Genomic DNA, 22,882 nt, shown 5'->3' on the forward strand with positions numbered 1-22,882 from the left:
TCCGGTCGATTGTAGGCAGGCATGCGGGGCCTTGCACTGCGTCACGGCGCCTCAGCGGACAGCCTCGGCCCTAAAATGACCTTTATGTTTGTTCATTTGCGCCTTCACACCGAGTTTTCAGTCGTCGACGGCACCAACCGCATCGATGAAGTTGTGGCCGCTGCGGCTGCCGACCACCAGCCGGCCCTGGCCATCACCGACCTCAGCAATCTGTTCGGGACGGTCAAGTTTTACAAGGAAACCCGGGGTGCTGGTGTCAAACCCCTGATTGGGGCCGATGTGTGGGTGCAGGTGCCGGGCAAGGACGCCGGGGCGCCCGCCGCGCGCCTGCTGCTGCTGGTGCAAAACCGTCAGGGCTACCTGAATCTGTCCGAGATCCTGACGCGGGCCTGGACAAAAAACGTGGTGCGCGACCAGGCGGTGGTCAAGCTCGAATGGCTGCAGGAACTCAATGAAGGCCTGATTGCGCTGTCGGGGGCGCAGGGCGGGGCTGTGGGCCAGGCGCTGCTGCAGGGCGACAGCGCACGCGCCGTCGAATGTGCGCTGTACTTTGCGGGCCTCTTCCCGCACCGTTTTTACCTCGAACTGCAACGCGCCCAGCGTCCCGATGACGAACGTCATGTGGCGGCCGCCGTTCAGCTGGCCGCGCGGCTCAAGCTGCCGGTGGTGGCGACCCACCCAGTGCAGTTCCTGACTTACGACGATTACGAGGCACATGAGGCCCGGGTGTGTATTTCGGAAGGCGAAATCCTGGGCAACACGCGCCGCGTGCGCAAGTTCACGCGGGAGCAGTACTTCAAGTCGGCCGCGCAGATGGCGGCGCTTTTTGCCGATGTGCCCACCGCGCTGGCCAACACCGTGGAAATTGCCCGGCGCTGCAACCTCACGCTGGAGCTGGGAAAACCCATGCTGCCCGACTATCCCACGCCGGAAGTCAATGGCGTGCGCATGCCGATCAACGAATACTTCCGCCACGCGTCGTTTGAAGGGCTGGAAGAGCGCCTGACTCACCTGTACCGCGACGTGGCCGTGCGCGACCAGAAGCGGCCCGAGTATGTGAAGCGCCTGGAGTTCGAGATCAACACCATCCTCAAGATGGGTTTCCCGGGCTACTTCCTGATCGTGGGTGACTTCATCAACTGGGCCAAGAACAACGGCTGCCCGGTGGGGCCGGGCCGGGGCTCGGGCGCGGGCTCGCTGGTGGCGTATTCACTCAAGATCACCGACCTGGACCCGCTGCAGTACAACCTGCTGTTCGAGCGCTTCCTGAATCCGGAACGGGTATCCATGCCCGACTTCGACATCGACTTTTGCCAGAGCAACCGCGACCGCGTGATCGATTACGTGAAAGACAAATACGGCAAGGAAGCCGTGAGCCAGATCGTGACCTTCGGCACCATGGCCGCGCGCGCCGCCATCCGCGACGTGGGACGCGTGCTCGACTTTCCATATGGCTTTTGCGACGGCATTTCCAAGCTGATTCCGAACAAGCCGGGCCAGCACATCACGATTGAACAAGCCAAGGAGCAGGAGCCCATCCTGGCCGAGCGCGAGCGCAAGGAAGAGGACGTACAAACATTGCTGGCGCTCGCGCAAAAGCTCGAAGGCCTGACCCGCAACGTCGGCATGCATGCCGGGGGCGTGCTGATCGCGCCCAGCAAGCTGACCGATTTCTGCCCGCTCTATGCGCAGCCTGGCAGCGATTCCGCCGTGAGCCAGTTCGACAAGGACGACGTGGAAGCGATCGGCCTGGTCAAGTTCGACTTTTTGGGCCTGGCCACGCTGACCATCCTGGAAATCGCCCGGGAGTTCATCATCGCGCGCCACCCGGCGCAAAAAGACTTCAAGTTTGAAGACCTGCCACTCAACGACCGAAAGGTTTACGAGTTGTTCGGCCGGGGCCAGACCGAAGCCGTGTTCCAGTTTGAAAGTATCGGCATGCAGCGCATGCTGAAAGACGCGAAGCCGGACCGCCTCGAAGACCTGATTGCGATGAACGCGCTCTACCGGCCAGGGCCGATGGAGCTGATCCCGACCTACATCGCGCGCAAGCAGGGCAAGGAAGTGCCCGAATACCCGGACCCGCGCGTCAAGGCCATTCTCGAAGAGACCTACGGCATCATGGTCTACCAGGAGCAGGTGATGCAGACCGCGCAGATCCTGGGCGGCTATTCGCTAGGCGGCGCCGACTTGCTGCGCCGCGCCATGGGCAAGAAGAAAAAAGAAGAGATGGACGCCCAGCGCGAGATCTTCCGCAAGGGTGCGGGCGAGGGCGGCCTGAGCGAGGAGAAAGCCGACGAGGTTTTCGACCTGATGGAAAAATTCGCGGGCTACGGCTTCAACAAGTCGCACTCCGCCGCCTATGCGCTGCTGGCCTACCACACAGCCTGGCTGAAGGTGCACTACACCGCTGAATTCTTCGCCGCCAACATGACGGTGGAAATGGACGACACCGACAAGCTCAAGATCCTGTTCGGTGACGCGCAGAAGATGGGCATCCAGTTCGAGTCGCCCGACATCAACCGCGGCGACTACCGCTTCGAGCCGATCAGCGCCACATCGGTGCGTTACGGCCTGGGCGCCGTCAAGGGCACGGGCCAGCAGGCGATTGCCGCCATCGTGGCGGCGCGCAAGGAAGGCGGCCCGTTCACCTCGCTCTACGATTTTTGCGTACGTGTGGACCGCAGCCGGCTCAACAAGCGCACGGTCGAGGCCCTCATCAAGGGCGGAGCTTTTGACAACCTGCAGCTCAACCGTGCGTCGCTGCTGGCGTCGGTGGACCGCGCCTTTGAGTTTGCCGCTGCGACCGAAGCCAATGCCAACCAGGGCGGGCTGTTCGACATGTCCGACTCGCACGCGGCCAGCACCCAGGAGCCGGCGCTGGTCGAGGCTATGCCTTTCGGTGTGAAGGCGCGGCTGGTACTGGAAAAAACGGCGATCGGGTTTTACCTCTCGGGCCACCTCTTTGACGAGGTGGAGACCGAAGTGCGCCAGTTTGCCAAGCGCAAGATTGAGGACCTGATCGATTCGCGCGAACCTCAGCTTCTGGCTGCCATTCTGAGCGACCTGCGCGTCATCAACGGCAACCGCGGCAAGCTGATCATTTTCAAGCTCGACGACAAGACCGACGTGCTTGAAGCCTCGGTGGACGAAACGACCTTCAACGCCAACCGCAACCTGCTCAAGGACGACGAACTGGTGATCGTGCAAGGTACGCTGCAGGGTGCGTCGGAGCGCTTCGGCCGCCGCTTCAAGGTCACGCAGGTCTGGGACCTGGAAACTGCCCGCTGCAAATTCGGCAAGTACCTGCGGGTGGCGGTCAACGGTACCGCACCGGATATCTCCCGGCTGGTCAGGGACTTCCCGCCACGCCGCGAGATGTCAGACCAGGGAGAGTTGAGCCGCGGTTTGCCGGTACGGTTGAGCCTCAGGCGCCAAGGCGAGGCCGGCGGCGTGACAGCGGAGCTTCATCTGGGGGAAGCGGCCAAATTCTTCCCCACCGATGCCGCGCTGGCCAGCTGGATGGCGCAGGCCGACAAAGGGCTGGTGCAGATTGTTTATGAATGAAATTGGCCTCTGGGCCAATAAGGATGTGCGCGAGCAGCTATTGAATTGATAGCGGACTGTTGCGCGGGGCCTAGTCCTTGGGCCTGAATTCCAGAATCATGGGCGTTGGAACCCGCCCATCCACGTCGCGCGGCATGGTGCCAGTGCGGATGATGGCCTTGATCACCGCATCGTCCCAGGCTTTGTTACCGCTGGATTTGACCAGGCGCTGGCTGATGACGGTGCCGTCCAGTGTGGTGCGCACTTCCACCTCGGCGGTCGGGTTGCCCGCAATGTCTTCGGTGAACACGATATTGGGCACGACCTTGGCCCTGACCTTGCCGCCATAACTCGCTGAGGGCCCACCGGCTTTTTGCGCTGTGCCTTTGGCCTCGGCGCCGCCGGTGGCACCGGCCTGGCCCATCATTCGCTTGAGGTTTTCGTCGCGCAGCTTCTTCGCAGCAGCATCGGCCAGTTTTTGCTTCTCGTCGTCTTTCGCGTCCTGCTTCTTCGCTTCGGCCTTTTTGGCGTCTTCGGCAGCCTTGCGTTTGGCCTGCTCTTCTTTGGCCTTCAGTTCTTTTTCTTTTTTCGCGAGCTGTTCGGCCTTGAGCTTTTCCTGCTTCTGGTTCTCGGCCTCTTTTTGCTGCTGCAACAGCTTGCGCTTTTTCTCCTGCTCCAGGGCGATATCGACATTGGATGCCGGCGGCGGCGTCTTCACTTCCGGCGTGGGGCGCGCGGGTGGGGGCGGCGGTGGGGTAGGGGCTTCCACCAGTTTGGGCGCTGCCGCCTGCGGCACACTGGACCAGATTTCTGCATCAAACGACACGGCCTTGTCGCTGTGTTTCCAGTTGATGCCCCAGGTCAGCGCGGCCATCAGCAGGATGTGGGCGAACAAGGCCAGCCCGAACGCGCGCAACGACCCGCTGTCGCGGGGCGGTCCGAATTCGAGGCGATCTGCGGCGCTGGGCATGGTGGGTTACGGGCGGCTACTTGGTGCCGGTTTGTACCGAAAGGCCCACGCGTGACACCCCGGCTTTTTGCAGGTTGTCCATGACCTGGACCACGGTTTCGTACTTGATCGATTTGTCGGCGCTGATGACCACGGGTACCGCTTCGGCGCCGGCGGCCTTCACCGCCGGTTCCAGCCGGGCGATGTCGCCTGCGACGTTGCGCACGTTGCTGGGCACGCTGTCGGTCTTGATTTTGATCTGCACGGTTTCATCCTTGCTGATCAGGATCTGCACCGGGTTCTGCGGCTGGCTGGGCGCCTTGCCGACCTTGGGTAGCGCGATCATGCTGGGCGTGATCAGCGGCGCCGTCACCATGAAGATGATGAGCAGCACCAGCATGACGTCGATGAACGGCACCATGTTGATTTCGCTGATGGTGCGCCGGTTGCGGCCGCGGCGGGAATTGACTGCTGGCATGGCGGTCTCCTTACAGCTCTAGTGTCCCGAAGGAGATTGGGCGCCCAGGTTGCGCTGCAGGATGTTGGAAAACTCTTCGATGAAGGTTTCGAGCCGGTTGGCAACGCGGTCAATGTCGTGCGAGAAGCGGTTGTAGGCCACCACAGCCGGAATGGCGGCGAACAGGCCGATGGCGGTGGCGACCAGCGCCTCGGCAATGCCCGGTGCCACTGTGGCCAGCGTGACCTGCTCCAGGGCCGCCAGACCGGTGAAGGCGTGCATGATGCCCCAGACCGTGCCGAAGAGGCCGACGTAAGGCGAGACGGAGCCAACGGTGGCAAGGAAGGAGAGATTGGCTTCGATCGCGTCCACCTCACGCTGGTAGCTTGCGCGCATGGCGCGGCGCGCGCCGTCCAGCAGGGTACCGGCGTCGGTGATGCGGCGCTCGCGCAGCTTCTGGTATTCACGCATGCCGCTGGCAAAAATGCGTTCCATGGGGCCGGAGTGCTTGGCGTTTTGCGCAGCACCGGCGAAAAGGTCGTTGAGGCTCGTACCCGACCAGAACTCGCGGTCGAATTCGTCATTGAGCTTCTGCACTTTTTTCAGGGCAATGATTTTCCTGAAGATGGCGGCCCAGCTGGCGATGGACACGCCGACCAGCAACGCCACCACGGCCTGAACGACCCAGCTGGCATTGAGGATGAGGCTGACGATGGAGAGGTCTTGATTCATGTTGAAGCTTTGCTCAAGTTTTTAGGCTGTCAAGAATGGCAGCAGGAATCCGCCTGGGCTGCAGGCTGGCGGCGTCGACCCAGCCGATCCTGATGCTTCCCTCACAAAGCAAGATGGGTGGTTGTCCCTCTTCCTGCTCTGTTTTTTGCTCTGTTTTTAATAGCACCTGCTGCCCAATTATCATGGACGCGCGGCCTGCTTCTACCAGGCTTGCCGTAACAATGAGTTCATCGTCCAGGCGGGCAGGGCGATGGTAGCGGATGCTGGTTTCTGCCACCACAAATATGCCACCGGTACTTTCCCTCAGGCGCTGTTGTTCAACACCGAGTGATCTGAGCCACTCGGTGCGCGAACGTTCAAAAAATTTCAGGTAGTTCGCGTAGAAAACGATGCCGCCGGCGTCGGTGTCTTCCCAATACACCCTTACCGGCCAACTAAAAACGCGCGCAGCCGGCTTCATGCCAGCACCGCCTTGAGCCGGGCCACAGCTTCCTTCAATTGATCCATGGAGTTGGCCGTGGAAAACCGTACGAATTGTTCAGGTGCCGCATGTCCGAAGTCACGGCCCGGCGTGACGGCCAGATGGGCACGCTTCATGAGCTCGAAGGCGAAGTCCCAGCTGCCGCTGACACCCAGGCGGGCGGCCGCGGCAGTGCAATCGGCGTAGGCATAAAACGCGCCGTCCGGCATCACCGGAACCGTGAGCCCCAGGCGGTTGAGCTCGGGGATGAAGTAGTCGCGGCGCGCCTTGAATTCGGCGCGGCGGCGTTCGTACTCTTGCAGGCTCTCCGGCTCGAAGCAGGCCAGGGCGGCATGCTGGGCCACGGTGCTGGCGCAGATAAAGAGGTTTTGTGCGATGCGCTCGATCACCGGCGCCAGCGCTTCGGGCACCACCAGCCAGCCCAGGCGCCAGCCGGTCATGTTGAAGTATTTGCTGAAGCTGTTGATGCTGATCACGCTGTGGCCCAGCTCGCCGGGCATGGCCAGCGCCGAATGGCCGAAGTGCTCTTCGTAGCTCAGGCCCAGGTAGATTTCATCGATCAGCGTGATGCCGCCGCGGCTGTGCACAAATTCGTGGATGCGCTGCAGCTCTTCCGGTGCAATCGAGGTGCCCGTGGGATTGGACGGGGAAGCCAGCAGCACGCCGCGTGTTTTGGAGTTCCATGCCGCTTCCACCTTTTCGCGGGTCAGCTGAAAGCGTTCTTCGGCGGTGGTGGGGACCAGCACCGCATTGCCTTCTGCCGCACTGACGAAATGCCGGTTGCAGGGGTAGCTCGGGTCGGGCATCAGGATTTCGTCCCCCGCCTCAATCAGGGCCAGGCAGGCCAGTTGCAAGGCAGCGGAGGCGCCCGCGGTGATGATGATGCGGTTGGGCGCCACCTGCGCCCCGAAGCGGGAAGCATACCAGCTGCTGATGCGTTCTCGCAGGGCCGGCAAGCCGGTGGCCTGGGTGTATTGCGTGGTGCCGCGCTCGATGGCACGGGCTGCGGCCTGTTGCACCAAAGGCGGCGCCGTGAAGTCGGGCTCGCCGATGTTCAGGAAGATCATGGGCGATGCGCTGTGCGCAAATTCCTGCGCCAGCGCAGAGGCCGCTTTGGCAACCTCCATGACATAGAAGGGCTCAATCCGCTGAGCCCGCTGGGCGATTTTCAAGGCTGGCCTTTCACGGGGCGAGCCCCTATCGGGATTTGTCGGCAGCGACTTCAGCGGCGCGCAGCGAGGGCGCCATTTTGTTCAGGACCCCGTTGACGTACTTGTGGCCGTCGGTGCCGCCAAAGGCTTTGGCAAGCTCGATGCACTCGTTGATCACGACACGCCAGGGTACATCGAGGCAGTGGGTGAACTCATAGGCGCCTATCCACAGCACAGCATGCTCCACCGGCGATATTTCGGCCATGGGCCGGTCCAGCAGGGGCGTGATGTTTGCATCGAGCGTTGCCGCGCCTTCGATGCAGCCATGCAAAAGCGCATCGTAGTGGGCGGAGTCGGCTTTGTGAAAACCCACGAGGTCTCGGGTAAACGCGTCAATCGAATCCGCTTCGTTTCGGCCTACCAGGTGCTGGTAGAGCGCCTGCAGTGCGAACTCGCGTGCGCGCGTGCGGGCGGATTTGTCCGCCGCCTTTTTGACGCCGGTGTCGGTCAGGCCGGTGCGGGTTTGGGGCGGGCGTTTGGGTTTGGTGATGGGGTCTGCCATGAAGTGCCAGTCAGGTTAAGGGATGCAGGAGCAGGCGCTCAGGCAATTTCATTGATCAGGTTGGCCATTTCGACGGCAACGCGGGCGGCGTCGCGCCCTTTGTCGACCTGCCGGGCTTCAGCCTGTGCGACGTTTTCCGTCGTGAGTATGGCATTGGCAATAGGCAACTGGTAGTCAAGCGCCAGGCGCGTGACGGCGGCGCCGCTCTCATTGGCCACCAGTTCGAAATGGTAGGTCTCACCGCGAATGATGCAACCGAGGGCGATCAACGCGTCGTATTTGTTGCTTTCGGCCAAGGCCTGCAATGCAACAGGGACTTCCAGTGCGCCGGGCACCTTGACGTGTTTGATGTTGTCCTCTTGCACACCCAGCGCGGACAGCTCGTGTTTGCAGGCTTCTGCGAGCGCATTGGTAATGCTTTCATTGAAGCGCGCCTGCACGATGCCAATGGAAAGTTTTTTGCCGTCAAGCTTGTCGCCTGAACCTTTTTCTGCTCCAAACACGGTGTATCCCTTTTGATTGATTTTTTAAGCTAAATGAATGGACTAGTCTTTGGTGGTGTAGCCCACGATCTCAAGGCCGTAGCCCGTCATGCTCGGCATGCGGCGCGGGTTGCCCATGAGGTTCATCCGGTGCACGCCGCATTCACGCAAAATCTGTGCGCCCACACCGTAGGTTCGCAAGTCCATGCGGCCGCGTTCGGGTGCCTGGCTGGCGCGCGCGGTGCCTTCAAACTGGGCGAGCAATTGCGCCGCGCTTTCACCGCAATTGAGCAGCACGGCAACGCCCCTGCCTTGTTCTGCAATGTGTTTGAGGCTCTGGTCGAGACTCCACGAATGCATGGAGCGGCCTGTTTCAAGAACGTCCAGCACCGACAGAGGCTCATGTACCCGCGCGGACACGACATCGTCGGCAGACCACGCACCCTTGACCAGGGCCAGGTGCAGGCTTTGGCTGGGTTTGTCCCGGAAGGCATGGGCGGTGAATTCGCCAAAGGCGGTCTGCAGTGTGCGGCTGCCGATTTTTTCCACCAGCGAATCGTTGCGGCTGCGGTGTTCGATCAGGTCGGCGATGGTGCCGATTTTCAGGCCATGCTGCGCCGCAAACAGCAACAGATCCGGCAGCCGGGCCATGGTGCCGTCGTCTTTCATGATTTCGCAAATGACGGCGGCCGGTGAGCAGCCGGCCATGCCGGCCAGATCGCAACCGGCTTCGGTGTGGCCGGCGCGCATCAGCACACCGCCGTCGACAGCCTGCAACGGAAAGATGTGGCCGGGCTGCACCAGGTCGCTGACCCTGGCGTCTTTGGCCACCGCGGCCTGCACGGTGCGGGCGCGGTCGGCGGCTGAAATGCCGGTGGTCACGCCTTCGGCGGCCTCAATGGACACGGTGAAGGCGGTGGAATGCTTGGTGCCGTTGCGTGTGGCCATGGGCGGCAGCTGCAGCAGCTCGCAGCGCTCGCGGGTCAGGGTCAGGCAGATCAGACCGCGGCCGAAGCGCGCCATGAAGTTGATGGCTTCAGCAGTGACGTGGTCCGCCGCCAGCACCAGGTCACCTTCGTTTTCACGGTCTTCCTCGTCGATCAGGATGACCATGCGGCCGGCACGCATGTCGGCAACGATGTCTTCAACAGGGGAAATGGCAGTGGTCATGGTTCAGGGCTTTTTGGGGATGTTGTTATGGGTGTCGCCCAGCATGCGCTCGACGTAGCGTGCGATCAGGTCGATCTCGAGGTTGACGTCGGAGCCTGCAGCCAACCGGCCCAGCGCGGTGTTCTGCACGGTGTGGGGAATGAGGTTGATGCTGATTTCCGTGCCGCCCGCATCGTCGGCCAGGTCGGTGACGCGGTTGACGGTCAGGCTCACGCCGTTGACGGTGATGGAGCCCTTGTAGGCCAGGTACTTGCCCAGCTCGCGCGGGGTGCGAATGCGCAGCTCCCAGCTTTCGCCCACCTGGGCGAAATGCGTCACGCTGCCGATGCCGTCTACATGGCCGGAAACGATGTGGCCGCCGAGGCGGTCATGCGCACGGAGGGCTTTTTCGAGGTTGATGGGGCCGGTTTCCGCCAGCCCGGTGGTTTTGGCCAGGGATTCGGCGGAAATGTCGATGGTGAAGCGGTTGAGGGGAAGGTCCAGCGTTGTGGCCGTCATGCAGGCGCCGTTGAGGGCGATGCYGTCGCCCAGGCCCACGTCATCAAGGTAACCCGCAGGCGTCTCGATGGTGAGGCGCTTGCCGTGGTCTGAAGAGCTGCCCAGGCTTTGGATGGCGACGATGCGCCCCAAGCCGGTAATGATTCCGGTAAACATGGTGCCATTTTCGCAGGGATTCCGGGTGCGGCGGCGCGGACGGCGCCAAAGGCCCGGAAAAGAGGGCGTTCAGCCGTGATTCACAGGGCTTGCGCGGGATTCGCGGGCCGGTTTAGCCGTCTTTATTCAAAGGAAAATGGCTGTAGCCCAATATTGACGAGCGCAAGCAGCTATTATTTTTATAGCGACCGGGCGATGTTTCGTCTGCGTTCACCGGGCAGGCCGGTGCCCACCATCGCGCTAAAAAGCGTCCCGACCCGCCACACGGGCGACGATACGCAGGTCGGGCCCAATCCTTTCGGCAGACACAAACTGCAGTTCGAGCCCGTTGGCGAGTGTTTGCAAGGGTTCCAGGGCAGCCATGCCCTGGCCCGGCCCCAGCAGCCTGGGCGCCAGGTAAACCAGAAATTCATCCACCAGCCCGCTGCGGATCAGGGATGCATTGAGCTTGCTGCCGGCTTCGACGTGCAGTTCGTTGATTTCGCGCTGCGCCAGGTCTTTCATCATGGCCGCCAGGTCCACTTTTCCCCGGGCGTCGGGCAGGCAGGTGACCGTCGCGCCCTTGGCGACCAGCGCGGCTTCCTGGGGTGAGCTCCGGGTGGCGGTATAAATCCACACCGGGCCGCCCGACCGGAATATTTTGGCGCCAGGCGGTGTTTGCAGCAGGCTGTCGACAATCACGCGGCAGGGTTGCACCGGCGTTTCCACCAGCCGGACGTCCAGCTGCGGGTCGTCTTCAAGCAGGGTCCCGATGCCCGTCAGCACTGCGGAGGCCCGGGCCCGCCACGCATGGCCATCGGTCCGCGCCTCAGGCGAGGTGATCCACTGGCTCTGGCCGTTGGCCAGCGCTGTGGTGCCGTCCAGTGAGGCGGCAACTTTCAGGCGGACCCAGGGGGTTTTGCGGACCATCCGGCTAAAAAAGCCGATATTCAGTTCCCTGGACTCCCCGGCGCCCGGCCCGACCTCCACTTCGACGCCAGCGGCCCGCAGGCGCTCAAATCCCTGGCCGGCCACCAGAGGATTGGGGTCCGCTATCGATGCAACCACCTTTTTGATGCCGGCAGCAACCAGCGCATCGCAGCAGGGGCCTGTTCGCCCGTGGTGAGAGCAGGGCTCGAGGGTGACATAGGCGGTGGCGCCTTTGACCGAGTGGCCTTTATTCGCTGCATCGCGCAGGGCCATGATTTCGGCGTGGGGGCCGCCTGCCTGCTGGGTATGTCCCGTTCCCAGAATATTGTTCCCACTTGAATCTGCCAAGATGCAACCAACGCGAGGGTTTGGAGCGCTGAGGTACAGGGCTTCTTTGGACACCCGCAAGGTCTGCAGCATCAAAAGGTTCATGGATTTTCTAACGGCTCAGATTTTGGGAGGGGAACTGGAGGATCAGGGGTTTGACTCGGAGGCAAAGCCCATCTCGAGAACCCTTCGACTGGCGACTATATTCCCTTGTCTTGTCGCGGGGTTCATTTTCGTTTGCATAAGGGACTCTATGATCTGGGCCTGCTGGCTCCGGCTGATTTCCGGTCTCGAAGAAATGATGTTCATATCCAGCAAACGGCCATCTTCTGCAATCCATATTTCTATGACCAGACGACGCAGTTTCAGGCTTGCTGCAATTTTCTCAGGGAAATTCCAGTCGAGCATCGGAAGGGCAGGTTGATCTACCTCTTCAATGTCAAAAAAGCGAAGGTCAGACATACCCGGTTTTCTCGGGCTCGTGGAGGAAAGCACCTGGCTGGGCGTGACCACACCTTCAACAGGCGATGGTTTGCTTGTTGCGGCGGAGTTCTCGGGTGTGGGTTCGGTCGGCTCCGCCTGAACAGCGTTGCCGGGCCCGGATATCACCCGGGCGACCATGTTTCGCTTAACCGGGCTTATCGCTGCCGAGGTTTTTCTGGGCTTTTCGATAGATTGCGATACCAATAACAGCAAGCCACCGTGCATGAGCAGTGAAACGATGGCCGCAAGAACCCAGCACGTCCGTTGAGATAGGCCTCTTCCCGTCTTATGTTTCACCGGTTGGCATGGCTGGGCGCATCATTTCCAGCAAGAAGTGGCGGCATCCAGAGCAGATGAATACCCTGAATAATTAACGTTGCTTTTCACCCCCGTATTCGTAATCTGGAAGTCGCCGCATTTATCGGCAGACATCGGACCGGGTGAGCTGCGTGTCGCGGTGACGGTATAAGTTCTTGCCGCCGCGGCAGATACAGCGATGGTGTAGGCACCGCCGCCATCACGAGGTGATTGCTTCAAATTTCCCGGAAACAAATCGGCCACGAGGGTACCTGCGGTATTGCTGTCGTATTTCATGTTTTCCGTGTAGTGGCGCTCCATCCATTGCGATGCTTCAAGGAGCACAGTCCGGACTTCAGCCCTGCGTCCTCTTGCCACGTATTCCTTGTAGCTCGGAAGTGCGACAGCGCTCAAGAGGCCAATGATGGCGACCACGATCATCAGCTCAATCAGCGTGAAGCCTCTGCTTCGATGGGCAATGCCGAACAATCGATTTTCCCTTGTAGTTTCGTGAGAAAGAATTTTCATAGGATTTACCTGGTCTTGAAGGAGGGGATCTCGCGCCAGTAAATTCGCGCATTTGTATTGTTTGAGCTACCGCCTTCATCGGTGGTGTCACCAATAATACGTGTGCAATTGAGCTGGCCCGACGCGCACTGGGAAGTGGTTGCATCCCCGGATACAGTGACTCGCTGATCGGTGATTTTGATGGATGCGGTGTTATAGGTGACTCCACCAATCGTGATGGTGCCAAAGAGTCCCGTGTTCAACAGGCCGGTGATGGGGTCTACAAAGGTAATGTAGGCAGCCGGTCCACTAAAGCAGATGTTGCTGCTCGTGGCCGCCGGTGCGATAGACACAGTAGCCAGCAGGCCCTGGCTCATGGTCGGGTTACTCACCACCATTTCCGAGGTGTCCGGCAAATTGATGTACCAGCCCTTGTTGTTTGTCCAGTCCATGGCTGCGCCAGTCACATAACCTTGGCCCAGAATGCCATTGGTGGGGTCCGCGTCATCCACAGTAATGCGTACGAATGTGCGGGCTGCCAGCTGCGTCCGCAGGCGGGGAAGGCCGGTCGTCGTGTTGTCGAGCAATGTAGGGTCGGCAATGTAGGCAGCGCTGGAATAGAGGGGTTTGTCCCAGATGCCAAAAATCCCGTGAACGCGGCCGCTACCGTCGGGGAAGTCGGAGCTGACGACGGATTTGCCGGTGGCGAAGTTCACCACCACACCACCCAATGGATGGAACCGATACTCTGGGGCAGACGTGATGGGCAGGCGGTCAACCGATGCGTCCGTGGGCTTGGCGATGAACAGCGGCCGTTTGTTGGTGCCATCCGTATTGGCATAAGCAACCTTCCAGAGCGCTGGATTAGGGCTCGAAACGTCGAACTTCCACAGGTTGCCCTTGAGGTCGCCCGCATAGATGACGTCCGCGACTCCGTCATTGTTCGTGTCCACCCAGGTGGCTTGCGACAATCCATTGCTGGGCCCCGCGGCAGCCACCAGCTTGACGTAATTCACGCCGGGCGTCCAGACACCGCTATACGGGCCATTTGCAAACAGGATATAGAGCGCCGCCGATCCGTTGGTGCTGTTGATGCCGTTCGGAACAATCGTGGCAAATTTGCCATTGTTCATTTTGGCAACAGCGCCGGCTTGTTCACTTGAACGATTCGTGGTGCCCATTTGCGCCAGGTTGTACCCGAGGTCGCCGCTGCTGTCGTCTGCCTCGGAGAACTGCCATTTGAAGACGTTCGCTGCATTCGTTTCCGTCAATGTAGTGGGATCCGTGACATCAAGAGCAAACACGCCTTTGGCGCCGCGTCCCAAAGACGCAAACAGATAGGTTTTCCACGCAGCCGCAGGGGCCAGTGCGTCATAGCCCGGCGCTGTCGCATTGGTGATCGTGGATCCCAGCAATACATCTGCGGAGTAGGGCGTTCCATCCATAAATGACTGAACTTTTTCGCCGGCAGGGTCCACCCAATCTTGCAGGCGGGAATGAATAAGTTGTGGCACGTACGAAATGATGGGTGTACCGCCTACTGATGCAACAGTGGAAGCGTCGAAACCGTGCAACATGCCGTCACCTGCGCCAAGCCAGACAATGTTTTTGCGGTCTTTTTGCGCCGTGACAAACGTACCGTAGCCCGGAAAGACAGTGCCGAAGTAGTCTGCATTGGGCTTGGACGTCACCACGGGGTTGGAGTTGACGACGGGGCCCATGATGGAATTGGCGTTGCGTTTGCGGAACCTGAGGCCTGTCGGGGCTTCGTCAACCCGGCTGCCCCGCAGCCAGTTGAGCTTGGCTTGGGCCGTTGCATCGGTACCGCCCACTGCGGTGGTTTTGACGGCATTCGACAGTGCAGCCCAGGTAAACGGCGTGCCGGTTGAGTTCCCGACATTGGTAATGACCTGGCGAGTGGTGGATGCCGTCAATTTGGTATGGCCGTCCCAGTAATAGTACGTCCGGTCCAGTGTGCCGTCACTCTTGAGGCGAATATCAAAGTCACCGTCCGGCTTGACGATGAATGTCAGCAATTCTCCATGACCATCATCGCCGTCAAAGCTGGCCAGGTATTTCAGGCTGCCGGTCTGGATCTGGGCAGAAGCGACAGCAGGGGCGGTGTTGGAGGCTCCCACGATGGCACTGAAGGCGGCGCGCAAGGCTTTTTCCAGCTCGCTTGGGCGAATCGCCAGGAAATAGTTGTCGGGGAAGCCATCTGCGCCAGACGTGCCATCCAGCTTCTTCACATCCCAGTTGGCCTTGTCGGTGGTGGGTTTTTCGAAGTAAATTTTCGGGACTGATGGCGGTACGGTAACGTTTTCATTTTTACTGAATCCGCCCCATTTCGCGGCAAGCCAGAGCGGATCTTGCAACTGTGCTGCCGTCGCTGTTCCAAAATCGTATTCAGCCCGGCTTTCTTCCTGGTTCACTTCGCAGTTGTTGCAGCCGCCCGATGTATTGATGTTGGGGTGCACGGTACCATCCGCCTTCTTCACTGTCAGCGTGGTGCTGTCTGTGAAGTTGTAGGTATAGATGCCGGAATGGAAGTGCGCGCCGTCTTTGGTGCTGCCCGATATGGTGTATCCAAAACCCTGGGGGTTCAGTGACGCAGCATTAAAAACCCGGGTGTAGACGTAGACCTTGTTGCCCACGACTTCGTAGCGCAGGATGCCGGACGCATCGCTGTCGTAGTCACCACCCTGCTCGGAGTCTTCCCAGATGATCAGGAACTTTCCGGATGTAGCTGTGGGGGTACCGACCACCCGGAAGTCCACCAGGGTGCCACCGCCAACAGCGCCACCCACAAGCAATTGATAGGACGGTTGGATGATGATTTTGCGACCCGCAATGGTGGGGTGCGGAATTTCAATGCGGGGTTTTCCGGGCGACAGCGCGACCGAGAAGCTTTTGACCTTGAATGCATCCGGATTGGCAACCAGCTGCGCGGCAGTCGGTGTTCGCACGGCGTTGGTTCTGGCCCAATAGGCCGCACCAGACAGCGCATACGAGCCGGCATACGTTGGGGCGTCAGGACACAGACCGTCTACTGCTGCCAGCGTGGAAATTGTCTTGCCGGTACAGGTTCCATCGTTTGTGGTGCCATTGTTCCCGATGAAAAACTTGTTGCCATGAATCCCTTCATCCGTACCAATCACATTGATCATGTTGACCAGGCTTGGGCTGCCCGGCAATGTGGCGAAAGGACTCCACTGGGTGCTCGTGTTGTTGTCATAAGACGTCACGCTGGCATTGAAGTTGATGGCATTGATGGCGCGGCACTGGCCCTGGCCGAAAATGGCATCGGCAGCTGTCTTGGCGGCGGCGTTGGCCCGGTTCACCGGGTCAATCCAGGCAGGCTTTGGCAGCCCCATGGCGGCATCTTTTGAGCCTGTTTGTGTGTAGTCATAAGTACCGCTTGCCGACAATCCACCAAGATAGCGAAGCGCTTCGGTGAACATCTCACCCATGGGATTGCCCCAGCTGGTGCACTGGTTGTCCGTCAGTGATGTCAGCTGGAAAGTACAGTTGCCGTCCCCGATATAGGTACCGTCGCTATAGCGATACCCATAAACGCGCAACTTGTTGATGGTGTAAACAATGCCCTGCGTGGCGGTGTACGTGCCATCGGTGGTGTAGTTCACTTCATTGCGAAATGTCTGCAAATTACTTCGAAGGACACCGCCGCTGATATTTTTGGCAAAGGAGCCGGTCATCAGTCCGAATTCGGCAAGGTTGCCTTCACCGTACTCATGCAGCAAGCCGATTGGCTTGAAATTGGCGGACGGATATTGCCTGCAATTTTCGGTACCCAGCAGCGCCGATGCGCAAACCTCGACCCGCACGATAAAGTCAGGGCCAGTGGTGCCAATGATGACTCCCGCCGTGCTCTTTGTGGGATTGCTGGAGCCGGATCCCAATCCGGTGACGCCTACGTTGTTACCGTTGGAGGCACTTTTTTCTCCACTCCAATGGCACTGCCACCGCTCATTGGCATTCCAGAGCTGGTAGTCGCCCTTGGCGATCCGCATCAAGGGCGGGTTGGCATTGGTGTGGGAATCGCCGTTGCCTGCCGTGTTGGTATTGAACGGCGAGTTGGCGGTCAGGTTGTCACCCAGCGTGGTATTGCAGATGGTGGCAGAAGTCTGGGTCAGGTTCTGGATGGTCCATTGCTTGATGGTCAGCGTAGGTGTTCCAGCGGTCGCACCGACATAACCCGTTGGCGTGATCACCATGGTGATCCAGGCAGGGTCTACGGCCACCGCGACACCTTCCATGTATTGGGCTGGCGTGGTCGTGTACACCGCCCTGATCTGGTCGCCGACCTCGACATTGAATGTGGTGGCCTGGGCGACGGAATGCGTCACACAGTTGTACTGAGGGGGGGCATTGGTTGCACCGCCATAGTAAGTTTCAACAAGAGTTTGGCAAGTGGTGGCAATGGCTGCCGCTGGCGCGGTGCCGGGACCGTTCTTGTGAGCCTTATTGGAATTGAACGCAAACTCGATAAGGCGCCGCGCGTTATTGGTGTTGTCGTTGCTGATGACGCTCGAAGCCGCAAGCTGGCTGGCCGTAAAAGGCGTAAGCTGATCCAGGTCGTCGCCCTTGTAATACTTGGCGAATGAATGGGCATCTGTCGGCAGGCTGGTACGCTCCAGAATGGTCAGTGCATTGGTGTCGGTGGAACGCAAGCCGCCGTACAGCACCTTGCGCACCACGTCCATGCGGGTCATGGTGGCCCAGTTCAGGAAGTTGCCGCTCCAGTTGCCCGTGCAATATTTGTCCGTGTTGGTGCTGACGGGCGCAAAGCGGTTTGTCGTGCCGCTGTAGCTATAGCATTTATAGGAGTCGAAATACCCGTAGTAATTGAAGCTGTGCTTGTAGGTGGTTTCGGGGATTCCGTCGCCGTCAAGATCCGAGAACTCGTCATACGCCCGGTAAAAAAGCTGATGGTCTTTCGACATGTTCAGCATGATCATGGGCCTCGGGGTCGAGGTCACGATGTTTGGCGGGATGGCCGGAGTCAGTGCCTGCGCGAATGCCACGCCTTGCGAAGTGAGCGCTGCAAGTAAAAATCCGGCAATAGTAATGATTTTTTTCATGGATTTTCTCACTTCATGTAGGGGCGAAAATAAGTCTGCATCACAACTTCAGTATTGAGATCTGCACCGAAACCACGGGCCGTAATGCGCATGACTTTGTCGTTGCCTGCGGCGAGGTACTCAATCAGGTATTCAGGCTGCCGTGCGACGCCGGCGAATCTCGGGACCCCGGTAAAGGTGCCCAGAGGTACTGCGCCGGTAAAGGTGCAATTGGTGCCGACACCTAACGCATCGCTCGGTTTGGCACTGGGCGAAGCAGGTGGCCCCTCCCAGAGTCCTTTTTTCCCGTTGATGGTCGGCCACCAGGGTTCAGGGTTGGTGACGGTGGTGTAGTTGCTCGTGTCGTAATACGTCCGTTCGAACCGGCATTGCCCTCTGGGGCAGGTATTGTCGAAGTTCGGCGCCCTGGTTGCTCCTCCTACGGGCCTGTCGTCGTTGCGCGCGCACAGGGCATTGGGGAGTACCGTGGGTACAAGCGAACGCAAGTCCCGTTCTGCGTCGCGCAGTGCGGCTTCTGTTGCCTGGCGGGCGACTTCATAGTCGAGTTGATTTCTCGAGAGCGTTTCACCGGTGGTTGCGCGCCGCATGCCGATGGTGCTGAGAATCGTGATGACCAGCAGGAACATCAAGACCACAGGCAGGGACACTCCTCTTTCGAGGCGTGGGGCGGTGATTGGTATGCCGGCTCGCATTAGTAGATACCTGTCAAGTTGTTGCGAATGGCAAACACGCGCTCGTACTTTTTGTAGATAGTGCGGTCCGAGGCCGTATAGGTGACGTTGGCACCCCGGCAATTGGCATAGCTGCGCAAGGAGCCGGCCTTGTCCTGGGTGCGTGAATTTTCCTGCGTGCGGGTCAGCAAACACACCCTGACCGCAGTGACGCGTTGCCACGAGGTCAAATCTCCGACCTTGGGCAATGCGGTCACTTCGGCAGCAGTATGGTAGGTCTCAGGAGACAGGCTGGTTACCCCGGCAGCCACGCCATACCGGATCACCATGTCTTCAATGCCTTCAAAAATCGGTTGATAAACAGTGTCTTCCGGGTTTTTCCCATTGCCGTTGCATCCCAGGCTTTTGGTGTTCACTGTTCGGGTGGTACTGCCGACCCCTTGGGCCGTATAGCTGGTGGCGACCAGGCCAAAGCGGTTGGACACGTAGCGCGGCAGTCCTGCGGTGATCTGGCCTGCATTGTTCGGGTCAAGTGAAACTGCTTGCCTGAGGCAGTCAAACCCATTTCCAAAAGTGCTCGCGTCCAGCTCGGGCATGGCGAAATAGTTGATAACGACCGAGTCTGGTGCGTTGGCTACGGTGGTACCGCAAGTCCTGGTGGTCGGGTTGAATACCGCGCCATCGCATCCAAACAACCCTTGCTCGTAGGCTGGAGCCGTTGAGTTTTTGGTGTTGCTGAACTTGCCCAACAAGTTGGGCGCCGCGGAGGTGGTGGCCATGATCGCGGGATAGAAGCCCGCCATCTGAAGGTCCCGGCCAACCATGTCCAGCGCAAGCTTGCCGGTCTCGTTTAGCATCGCCATATTGGCGGAAGCAGTGGCGGTTGCGCGAGTCCCCAGGTAGGCCGCCGCTGCCGCGAGGGCGAGCACCAGGCTGATGACCAGACTGACCAGCAGTTCGATCAGTGTCAAACCGCGCTGGCGGTAGCGCGCTTGCGCCCTTCCGGTGTGAAGTGTTTTCATGGAATCATCTCTAGATTGGCGCATTGCACGCCGGCCAGGGCGGTAGAGGTGCCCAGCGCTGCGGGGCAGCAGTTTCGCGACGCGATGCCTGTTGTAGTGGCTGTGCACGAATCGGGGGAACGCAGAGTCGTGCCATCCAGGTTGTCCTTGCTATACCAGGCCACTGTCACCAGAAAGCGCAGGTTGGTGCCCTTGGTTCCGGTCGACGTCACGATGCCCACCGCGCCCGGCAGCTGGCTGTTCAGGTCAAGACGCCAGACAGCGAGGTCATAGGCCGCCAGCTCGGTCGGGGTACAGGTTGCAGTGTTGCAATCTTTGGCCGGGTTCAGGTAGGTTGGGGTTCCATCAATGGATGCACGTTCGGCGGCATAGGTCCGGGAGAAGCTGTAATCAGTCTCGACCGCACTGGCATTTGCCCTGATGCGGTCCGCAAAGCCGCTGATGCTGGACGACAGTGCTGACCGCACCCATCCGGTTTGTTCAAATTTGAGAGAGGCTGTCTGCATGCCAACCATGCCCAGCACACCGATGGAAAGGATAAGCATGGCGATCAAGGCCTCGATCAGGCCTGCACCTCGCTGGCGACTTATGGACATGCACTGACTCCCGCATATTGTTTAACGCTCACTCGACCTGCAGAACTGATACAAATAGACCGGTAGTGCGGACTGCTGGTGTTTTCCAGGATATAGGCAAGCGTGAAGTTGGATTGAATACCCGCAGCGAGCCCTCGCGAGTCAAAGGTCATGCGCCGATCCGATCCGCTAGAGGCCAGCTCAAAGCTTTCGTTGCCGGTCTGGCGCACGGAAATCAGGCTTGAACCGACTGTTGTCGGGTTGTTTTGGGTAGCACTACAGCTGGGGTTGGAAAAAACTATCCAGCCAGTCTGCCAGTTGCTCCCTGCGGTTGCACACGTGGGGGTACCGCCGGTCAATGCGTTTGACGTATTGGTTGACATGCAGATGGTGACGCAGTTATTTCTGCTGATCGCCTCAACCCGCGCACGCGATATGTCATTGGTAAATTCGGCTGCGATGGCGCCAGCCTGGTTTCGCACCACAAACTGCCTCAAATTAGGCAGCCCTATGGCCAAAATCATGGCTAAAACAGCAACTGTCACCATGATTTCGATGATGGTGAAGCCTGCGTTGCAAGCGCGCGGGGCCGCTTTGGCTGGGCGGCGTAAGGATGTTGAGCACACGGTCATTCGCATGTCGTGAGTATAGGAACCGGGTTTGTCGCGCGAGGCTCCGGCTGTCGGACTCTGGCTACCACTAATCTGGTAGCGGACAGGACGCTTTTCTGCGCCGCGAGCGATTTCTACCGCCGGACCTCGTCCACCAGCGTCTTGAACTCGTCAATATCCTCAAAGCTGCGGTAGACGCTCGCAAAGCGGACATAGGCGACCTTGTCGAGCTTGCGGAGTTCACGCATGACGAGCTCGCCGATACGGTTGGACGGCACTTCCCGCAGCCCCAGGCTCAGGAGCTTTTCCTCGATACGTTCAACCGCCGAGTCGACCTGCTCGGTGCTGACGGGCCGCTTGCGCAGCGCCAGGTTCAGGGACGCCAGGACTTTGCTGCGCTTGTACTCGATGCGCCTGCCGTCCTTCTTGACGATGGACGGGAAGGTGACATCGGGCCGCTCATAGGTTGTGAAGCGCTTTTCACACGCGCCGCACTGGCGGCGGCGGCGTATGAACTCGGCGTCTTCACCCACCCGCGTCTCTACGACCTGGGTTTCAAGGTGGCCGCAAAAAGGGCATTTCATCAGGGTTGGTCCGGGTTTGAAGGCATAAATCGGCCTCCAGCCCAATCAGGACATGCGCGGGTAGCTATCAAAATCATAGTGTCCGCGCTGCCCGTCATGATTAGCGGTAGACCGGGAAACGGCTGGTCAGGGCGTGGACCTTGGCACGCACCGCTTCAATGTTGGCCGCGTCGCGCGGGTTGTCCAGCACGTCGGCGATCAGGTTGGCCGTGATGCGGGCTTCTTCGTCCTTGAAGCCGCGGGTCGTCATGGCCGGGGTGCCGATGCGCACGCCGCTGGTGACCATCGGCTTTTCCGGGTCGTTCGGGATGGCGTTCTTGTTGATCGTCATGTGGGCGCTGCCCAGCACGGCTTCGGCTTCCTTGCCGGTGATGCCCTTGGCGCGCAGGTCGACCAGCATGACGTGGCTTTCAGTACGGCCGCTGACGATACGCAGGCCGCGCTGCGTCAGGGTGTCGGCCACGATCTGCGCGTTTTTCACGACCTGCTGCTGGTAAGCCTTGAACTCGGGCGCCATGGCTTCCTTGAAGGCCACGGCCTTGGCTGCGATCACGTGCATCAGCGGGCCGCCCTGCAGGCCTGGGAAGATGGCGCTGTTGATGGCTTTTTCGTGCTCGGCCTTCATCAGGATGATGCCGCCGCGCGGGCCGCGCAGGCTCTTGTGTGTGGTCGACGTCACGATGTCGGCGTGCGGCACCGGGTTGGGATACACGCCTGCGGCCACCAGGCCGGCGTAGTGGGCGATGTCGACCATGAAGATCGCGCCGACGGCCTTGGCCACCTTGGCGAAGCGCTCGAAGTCGATGCGCAGGCTGTAAGCCGACGCGCCCGCGATGATCAGTTTGGGCTTGGTCTCGTGAGCCTTGCGCTCCATTGCGTCGTAGTCGATCTCTTCCTTGTCGTTGAGGCCGTAAGAGACGACGTTGAACCACTTGCCGCTCATATTCAGGGCCATGCCGTGCGTCAGGTGGCCGCCTTCGGCCAGGCTCATGCCCATGATGGTGTCGCCGGGCTTGAGGAAAGCCAGGAACACGGCCTCATTGGCTGAAGCACCGCAATGCGGCTGCACGTTGGCGGCCTCGGCGCCGAAGATGGTTTTGATGCGGTCGATGGCCAGCTGCTCGGCCACGTCCACGTGCTCGCAGCCGCCGTAGTAGCGGCGGCCGGGGTAGCCTTCGGCGTATTTGTTGGTGAGCTGCGAGCCCTGCGCGGCCATGACGGCGGGCGAGGCGTAGTTTTCGCTGGCAATCAGCTCGATGTGGTGCTCTTGCCGGGCATTTTCAGCCTGGATGGCGGCGAAGATTTCGGGATCGGTTTGTTCGACCAGGATGTTGCGGTGGTACATGGCAGTCCTTAAAGACGTGGTCCCTGCTATTCAATGAATGAAACAAGGGCTGCCCAGGCGAACGGCTGAACGCTTCGGCCCAACGGCTTTCAGCGGTGCGCTTCCCAGTGGTGTCCCACGTCAGCTCCAATGGTTGCGAAAACCTTGAGCCTATCGCCAGTCGCGCACCTCGCTAGTGTAACTGAGCGCGCCTAAAACCTGCCGCCTCCGGGGTTCTTCACCTGCAGCCCGAAAAGCAAAAAGCCGGGGCGCTGGCAGCGGCCCG

Annotated in this window: 20 protein-coding genes and 1 riboswitch; of the genes, 1 reads left to right on the forward strand and 19 read right to left on the reverse strand. The window is 60.0% G+C overall.

Annotated elements, in window-relative coordinates:
* The first annotated feature begins 84 nt into the window (after positions 1-84).
* Positions 85-3,567, forward strand: coding sequence for a DNA polymerase III subunit alpha (gene dnaE, locus AC1DY9_RS02275; protein WP_457280235.1), 3,483 nt, complete (start codon positions 85-87; stop codon positions 3,565-3,567).
* Between the two features lie 70 nt (positions 3,568-3,637).
* On the opposite strand, the gene tolA is transcribed toward dnaE, so the two are convergent.
* The 19 genes from tolA to glyA all read right to left on the reverse strand — a co-directional run bounded on the left by tolA (position 3,638) and on the right by glyA (position 22,617).
* Complete coding sequence (gene tolA, locus AC1DY9_RS02280; RefSeq protein WP_477665707.1) at positions 3,638-4,516, reverse strand: cell envelope integrity protein TolA; 879 nt, start codon at positions 4,514-4,516, stop codon at positions 3,638-3,640.
* Between the two features lie 16 nt (positions 4,517-4,532).
* Positions 4,533-4,973: a biopolymer transporter ExbD gene (locus AC1DY9_RS02285; protein WP_477665708.1), complete on the reverse strand. Its 441-nt coding sequence runs from the start codon at positions 4,971-4,973 to the stop codon at positions 4,533-4,535.
* A gap of 18 nt (positions 4,974-4,991) precedes the next feature.
* Entirely contained in the window at positions 4,992-5,684 is a 693-nt protein-coding gene (gene tolQ, locus AC1DY9_RS02290; protein ID WP_457280238.1) for a protein TolQ, read from the reverse strand.
* Between the two features lie 13 nt (positions 5,685-5,697).
* Complete coding sequence (gene ybgC / locus AC1DY9_RS02295; protein WP_477665709.1) at positions 5,698-6,144, reverse strand: tol-pal system-associated acyl-CoA thioesterase; 447 nt, start codon at positions 6,142-6,144, stop codon at positions 5,698-5,700.
* Entirely contained in the window at positions 6,141-7,337 is a 1,197-nt protein-coding gene (locus tag AC1DY9_RS02300) for a pyridoxal phosphate-dependent aminotransferase (protein WP_477665710.1), read from the reverse strand. Before AC1DY9_RS02300 ends, ybgC begins: the two co-directional genes overlap by 4 nt.
* Positions 7,338-7,362: 25 nt before the next feature.
* Complete coding sequence (nusB, locus tag AC1DY9_RS02305; RefSeq protein ID WP_457280241.1) at positions 7,363-7,878, reverse strand: transcription antitermination factor NusB; 516 nt, start codon at positions 7,876-7,878, stop codon at positions 7,363-7,365.
* A gap of 38 nt (positions 7,879-7,916) precedes the next feature.
* Positions 7,917-8,381: a 6,7-dimethyl-8-ribityllumazine synthase gene (gene ribH, locus AC1DY9_RS02310; RefSeq protein WP_457280242.1), complete on the reverse strand. Its 465-nt coding sequence runs from the start codon at positions 8,379-8,381 to the stop codon at positions 7,917-7,919.
* A 42-nt stretch (positions 8,382-8,423) separates the two neighbouring features.
* Positions 8,424-9,530, reverse strand: a complete 1,107-nt coding sequence (ribBA, locus tag AC1DY9_RS02315; protein ID WP_477665711.1) for a bifunctional 3,4-dihydroxy-2-butanone-4-phosphate synthase/GTP cyclohydrolase II — start codon at positions 9,528-9,530, stop codon at positions 8,424-8,426.
* A 3-nt stretch (positions 9,531-9,533) separates the two neighbouring features.
* Positions 9,534-10,184, reverse strand: a complete 651-nt coding sequence (locus tag AC1DY9_RS02320; RefSeq protein WP_477665712.1) for a riboflavin synthase — start codon at positions 10,182-10,184, stop codon at positions 9,534-9,536.
* A gap of 240 nt (positions 10,185-10,424) precedes the next feature.
* Positions 10,425-11,525 carry a bifunctional diaminohydroxyphosphoribosylaminopyrimidine deaminase/5-amino-6-(5-phosphoribosylamino)uracil reductase RibD gene (gene ribD, locus AC1DY9_RS02325; RefSeq protein WP_477665713.1) on the reverse strand — a complete coding sequence of 367 codons (1,101 nt, stop codon included), beginning with the start codon at positions 11,523-11,525 and terminating at the stop codon, positions 10,425-10,427.
* 42 nt (positions 11,526-11,567) lie between these two features.
* Positions 11,568-11,882 carry a hypothetical protein gene (locus AC1DY9_RS02330; protein WP_477665714.1) on the reverse strand — a complete coding sequence of 105 codons (315 nt, stop codon included), beginning with the start codon at positions 11,880-11,882 and terminating at the stop codon, positions 11,568-11,570.
* 339 nt (positions 11,883-12,221) lie between these two features.
* Entirely contained in the window at positions 12,222-12,728 is a 507-nt protein-coding gene (locus AC1DY9_RS02335; protein WP_457280247.1) for a type IV pilin protein, read from the reverse strand.
* Positions 12,729-12,733: 5 nt separating this feature from the next.
* Positions 12,734-17,809 (reverse strand): pilus assembly protein, encoded by a 5,076-nt coding sequence (locus AC1DY9_RS02340; RefSeq protein WP_477665715.1) that lies wholly within the window; start codon positions 17,807-17,809, stop codon positions 12,734-12,736.
* A gap of 8 nt (positions 17,810-17,817) precedes the next feature.
* Complete coding sequence (locus tag AC1DY9_RS02345; protein WP_477665716.1) at positions 17,818-18,501, reverse strand: pilus assembly PilX family protein; 684 nt, start codon at positions 18,499-18,501, stop codon at positions 17,818-17,820.
* Positions 18,501-19,502: a PilW family protein gene (locus AC1DY9_RS02350; RefSeq protein WP_457280250.1), complete on the reverse strand. Its 1,002-nt coding sequence runs from the start codon at positions 19,500-19,502 to the stop codon at positions 18,501-18,503. The genes AC1DY9_RS02345 and AC1DY9_RS02350 overlap by 1 nt, the downstream gene beginning before the upstream one ends.
* The gene (gene pilV / locus AC1DY9_RS02355) at positions 19,499-20,098 is read right to left on the reverse strand and encodes a type IV pilus modification protein PilV (RefSeq protein ID WP_457280251.1); all 600 of its coding nucleotides are present in this window, start codon (positions 20,096-20,098) and stop codon (positions 19,499-19,501) included. Before pilV ends, AC1DY9_RS02350 begins: the two co-directional genes overlap by 4 nt.
* The gene (locus tag AC1DY9_RS02360) at positions 20,089-20,715 is read right to left on the reverse strand and encodes a GspH/FimT family pseudopilin (protein ID WP_457280252.1); all 627 of its coding nucleotides are present in this window, start codon (positions 20,713-20,715) and stop codon (positions 20,089-20,091) included. The genes pilV and AC1DY9_RS02360 overlap by 10 nt, the downstream gene beginning before the upstream one ends.
* Positions 20,716-20,822: 107 nt before the next feature.
* On the reverse strand, positions 20,823-21,272 hold the full coding sequence (nrdR, locus tag AC1DY9_RS02365; RefSeq protein ID WP_457280253.1) for a transcriptional regulator NrdR: 450 nt from the start codon (positions 21,270-21,272) through the stop codon (positions 20,823-20,825).
* Positions 21,273-21,372: 100 nt separating this feature from the next.
* Entirely contained in the window at positions 21,373-22,617 is a 1,245-nt protein-coding gene (gene glyA / locus AC1DY9_RS02370; protein ID WP_477665717.1) for a serine hydroxymethyltransferase, read from the reverse strand.
* 44 nt (positions 22,618-22,661) lie between these two features.
* Positions 22,662-22,791: riboswitch (ZMP/ZTP riboswitch) on the reverse strand.
* Positions 22,792-22,882 lie beyond the last annotated feature (91 nt).

It is taken from the genome of Polaromonas sp. P1_F6 (assembly GCF_056405695.1).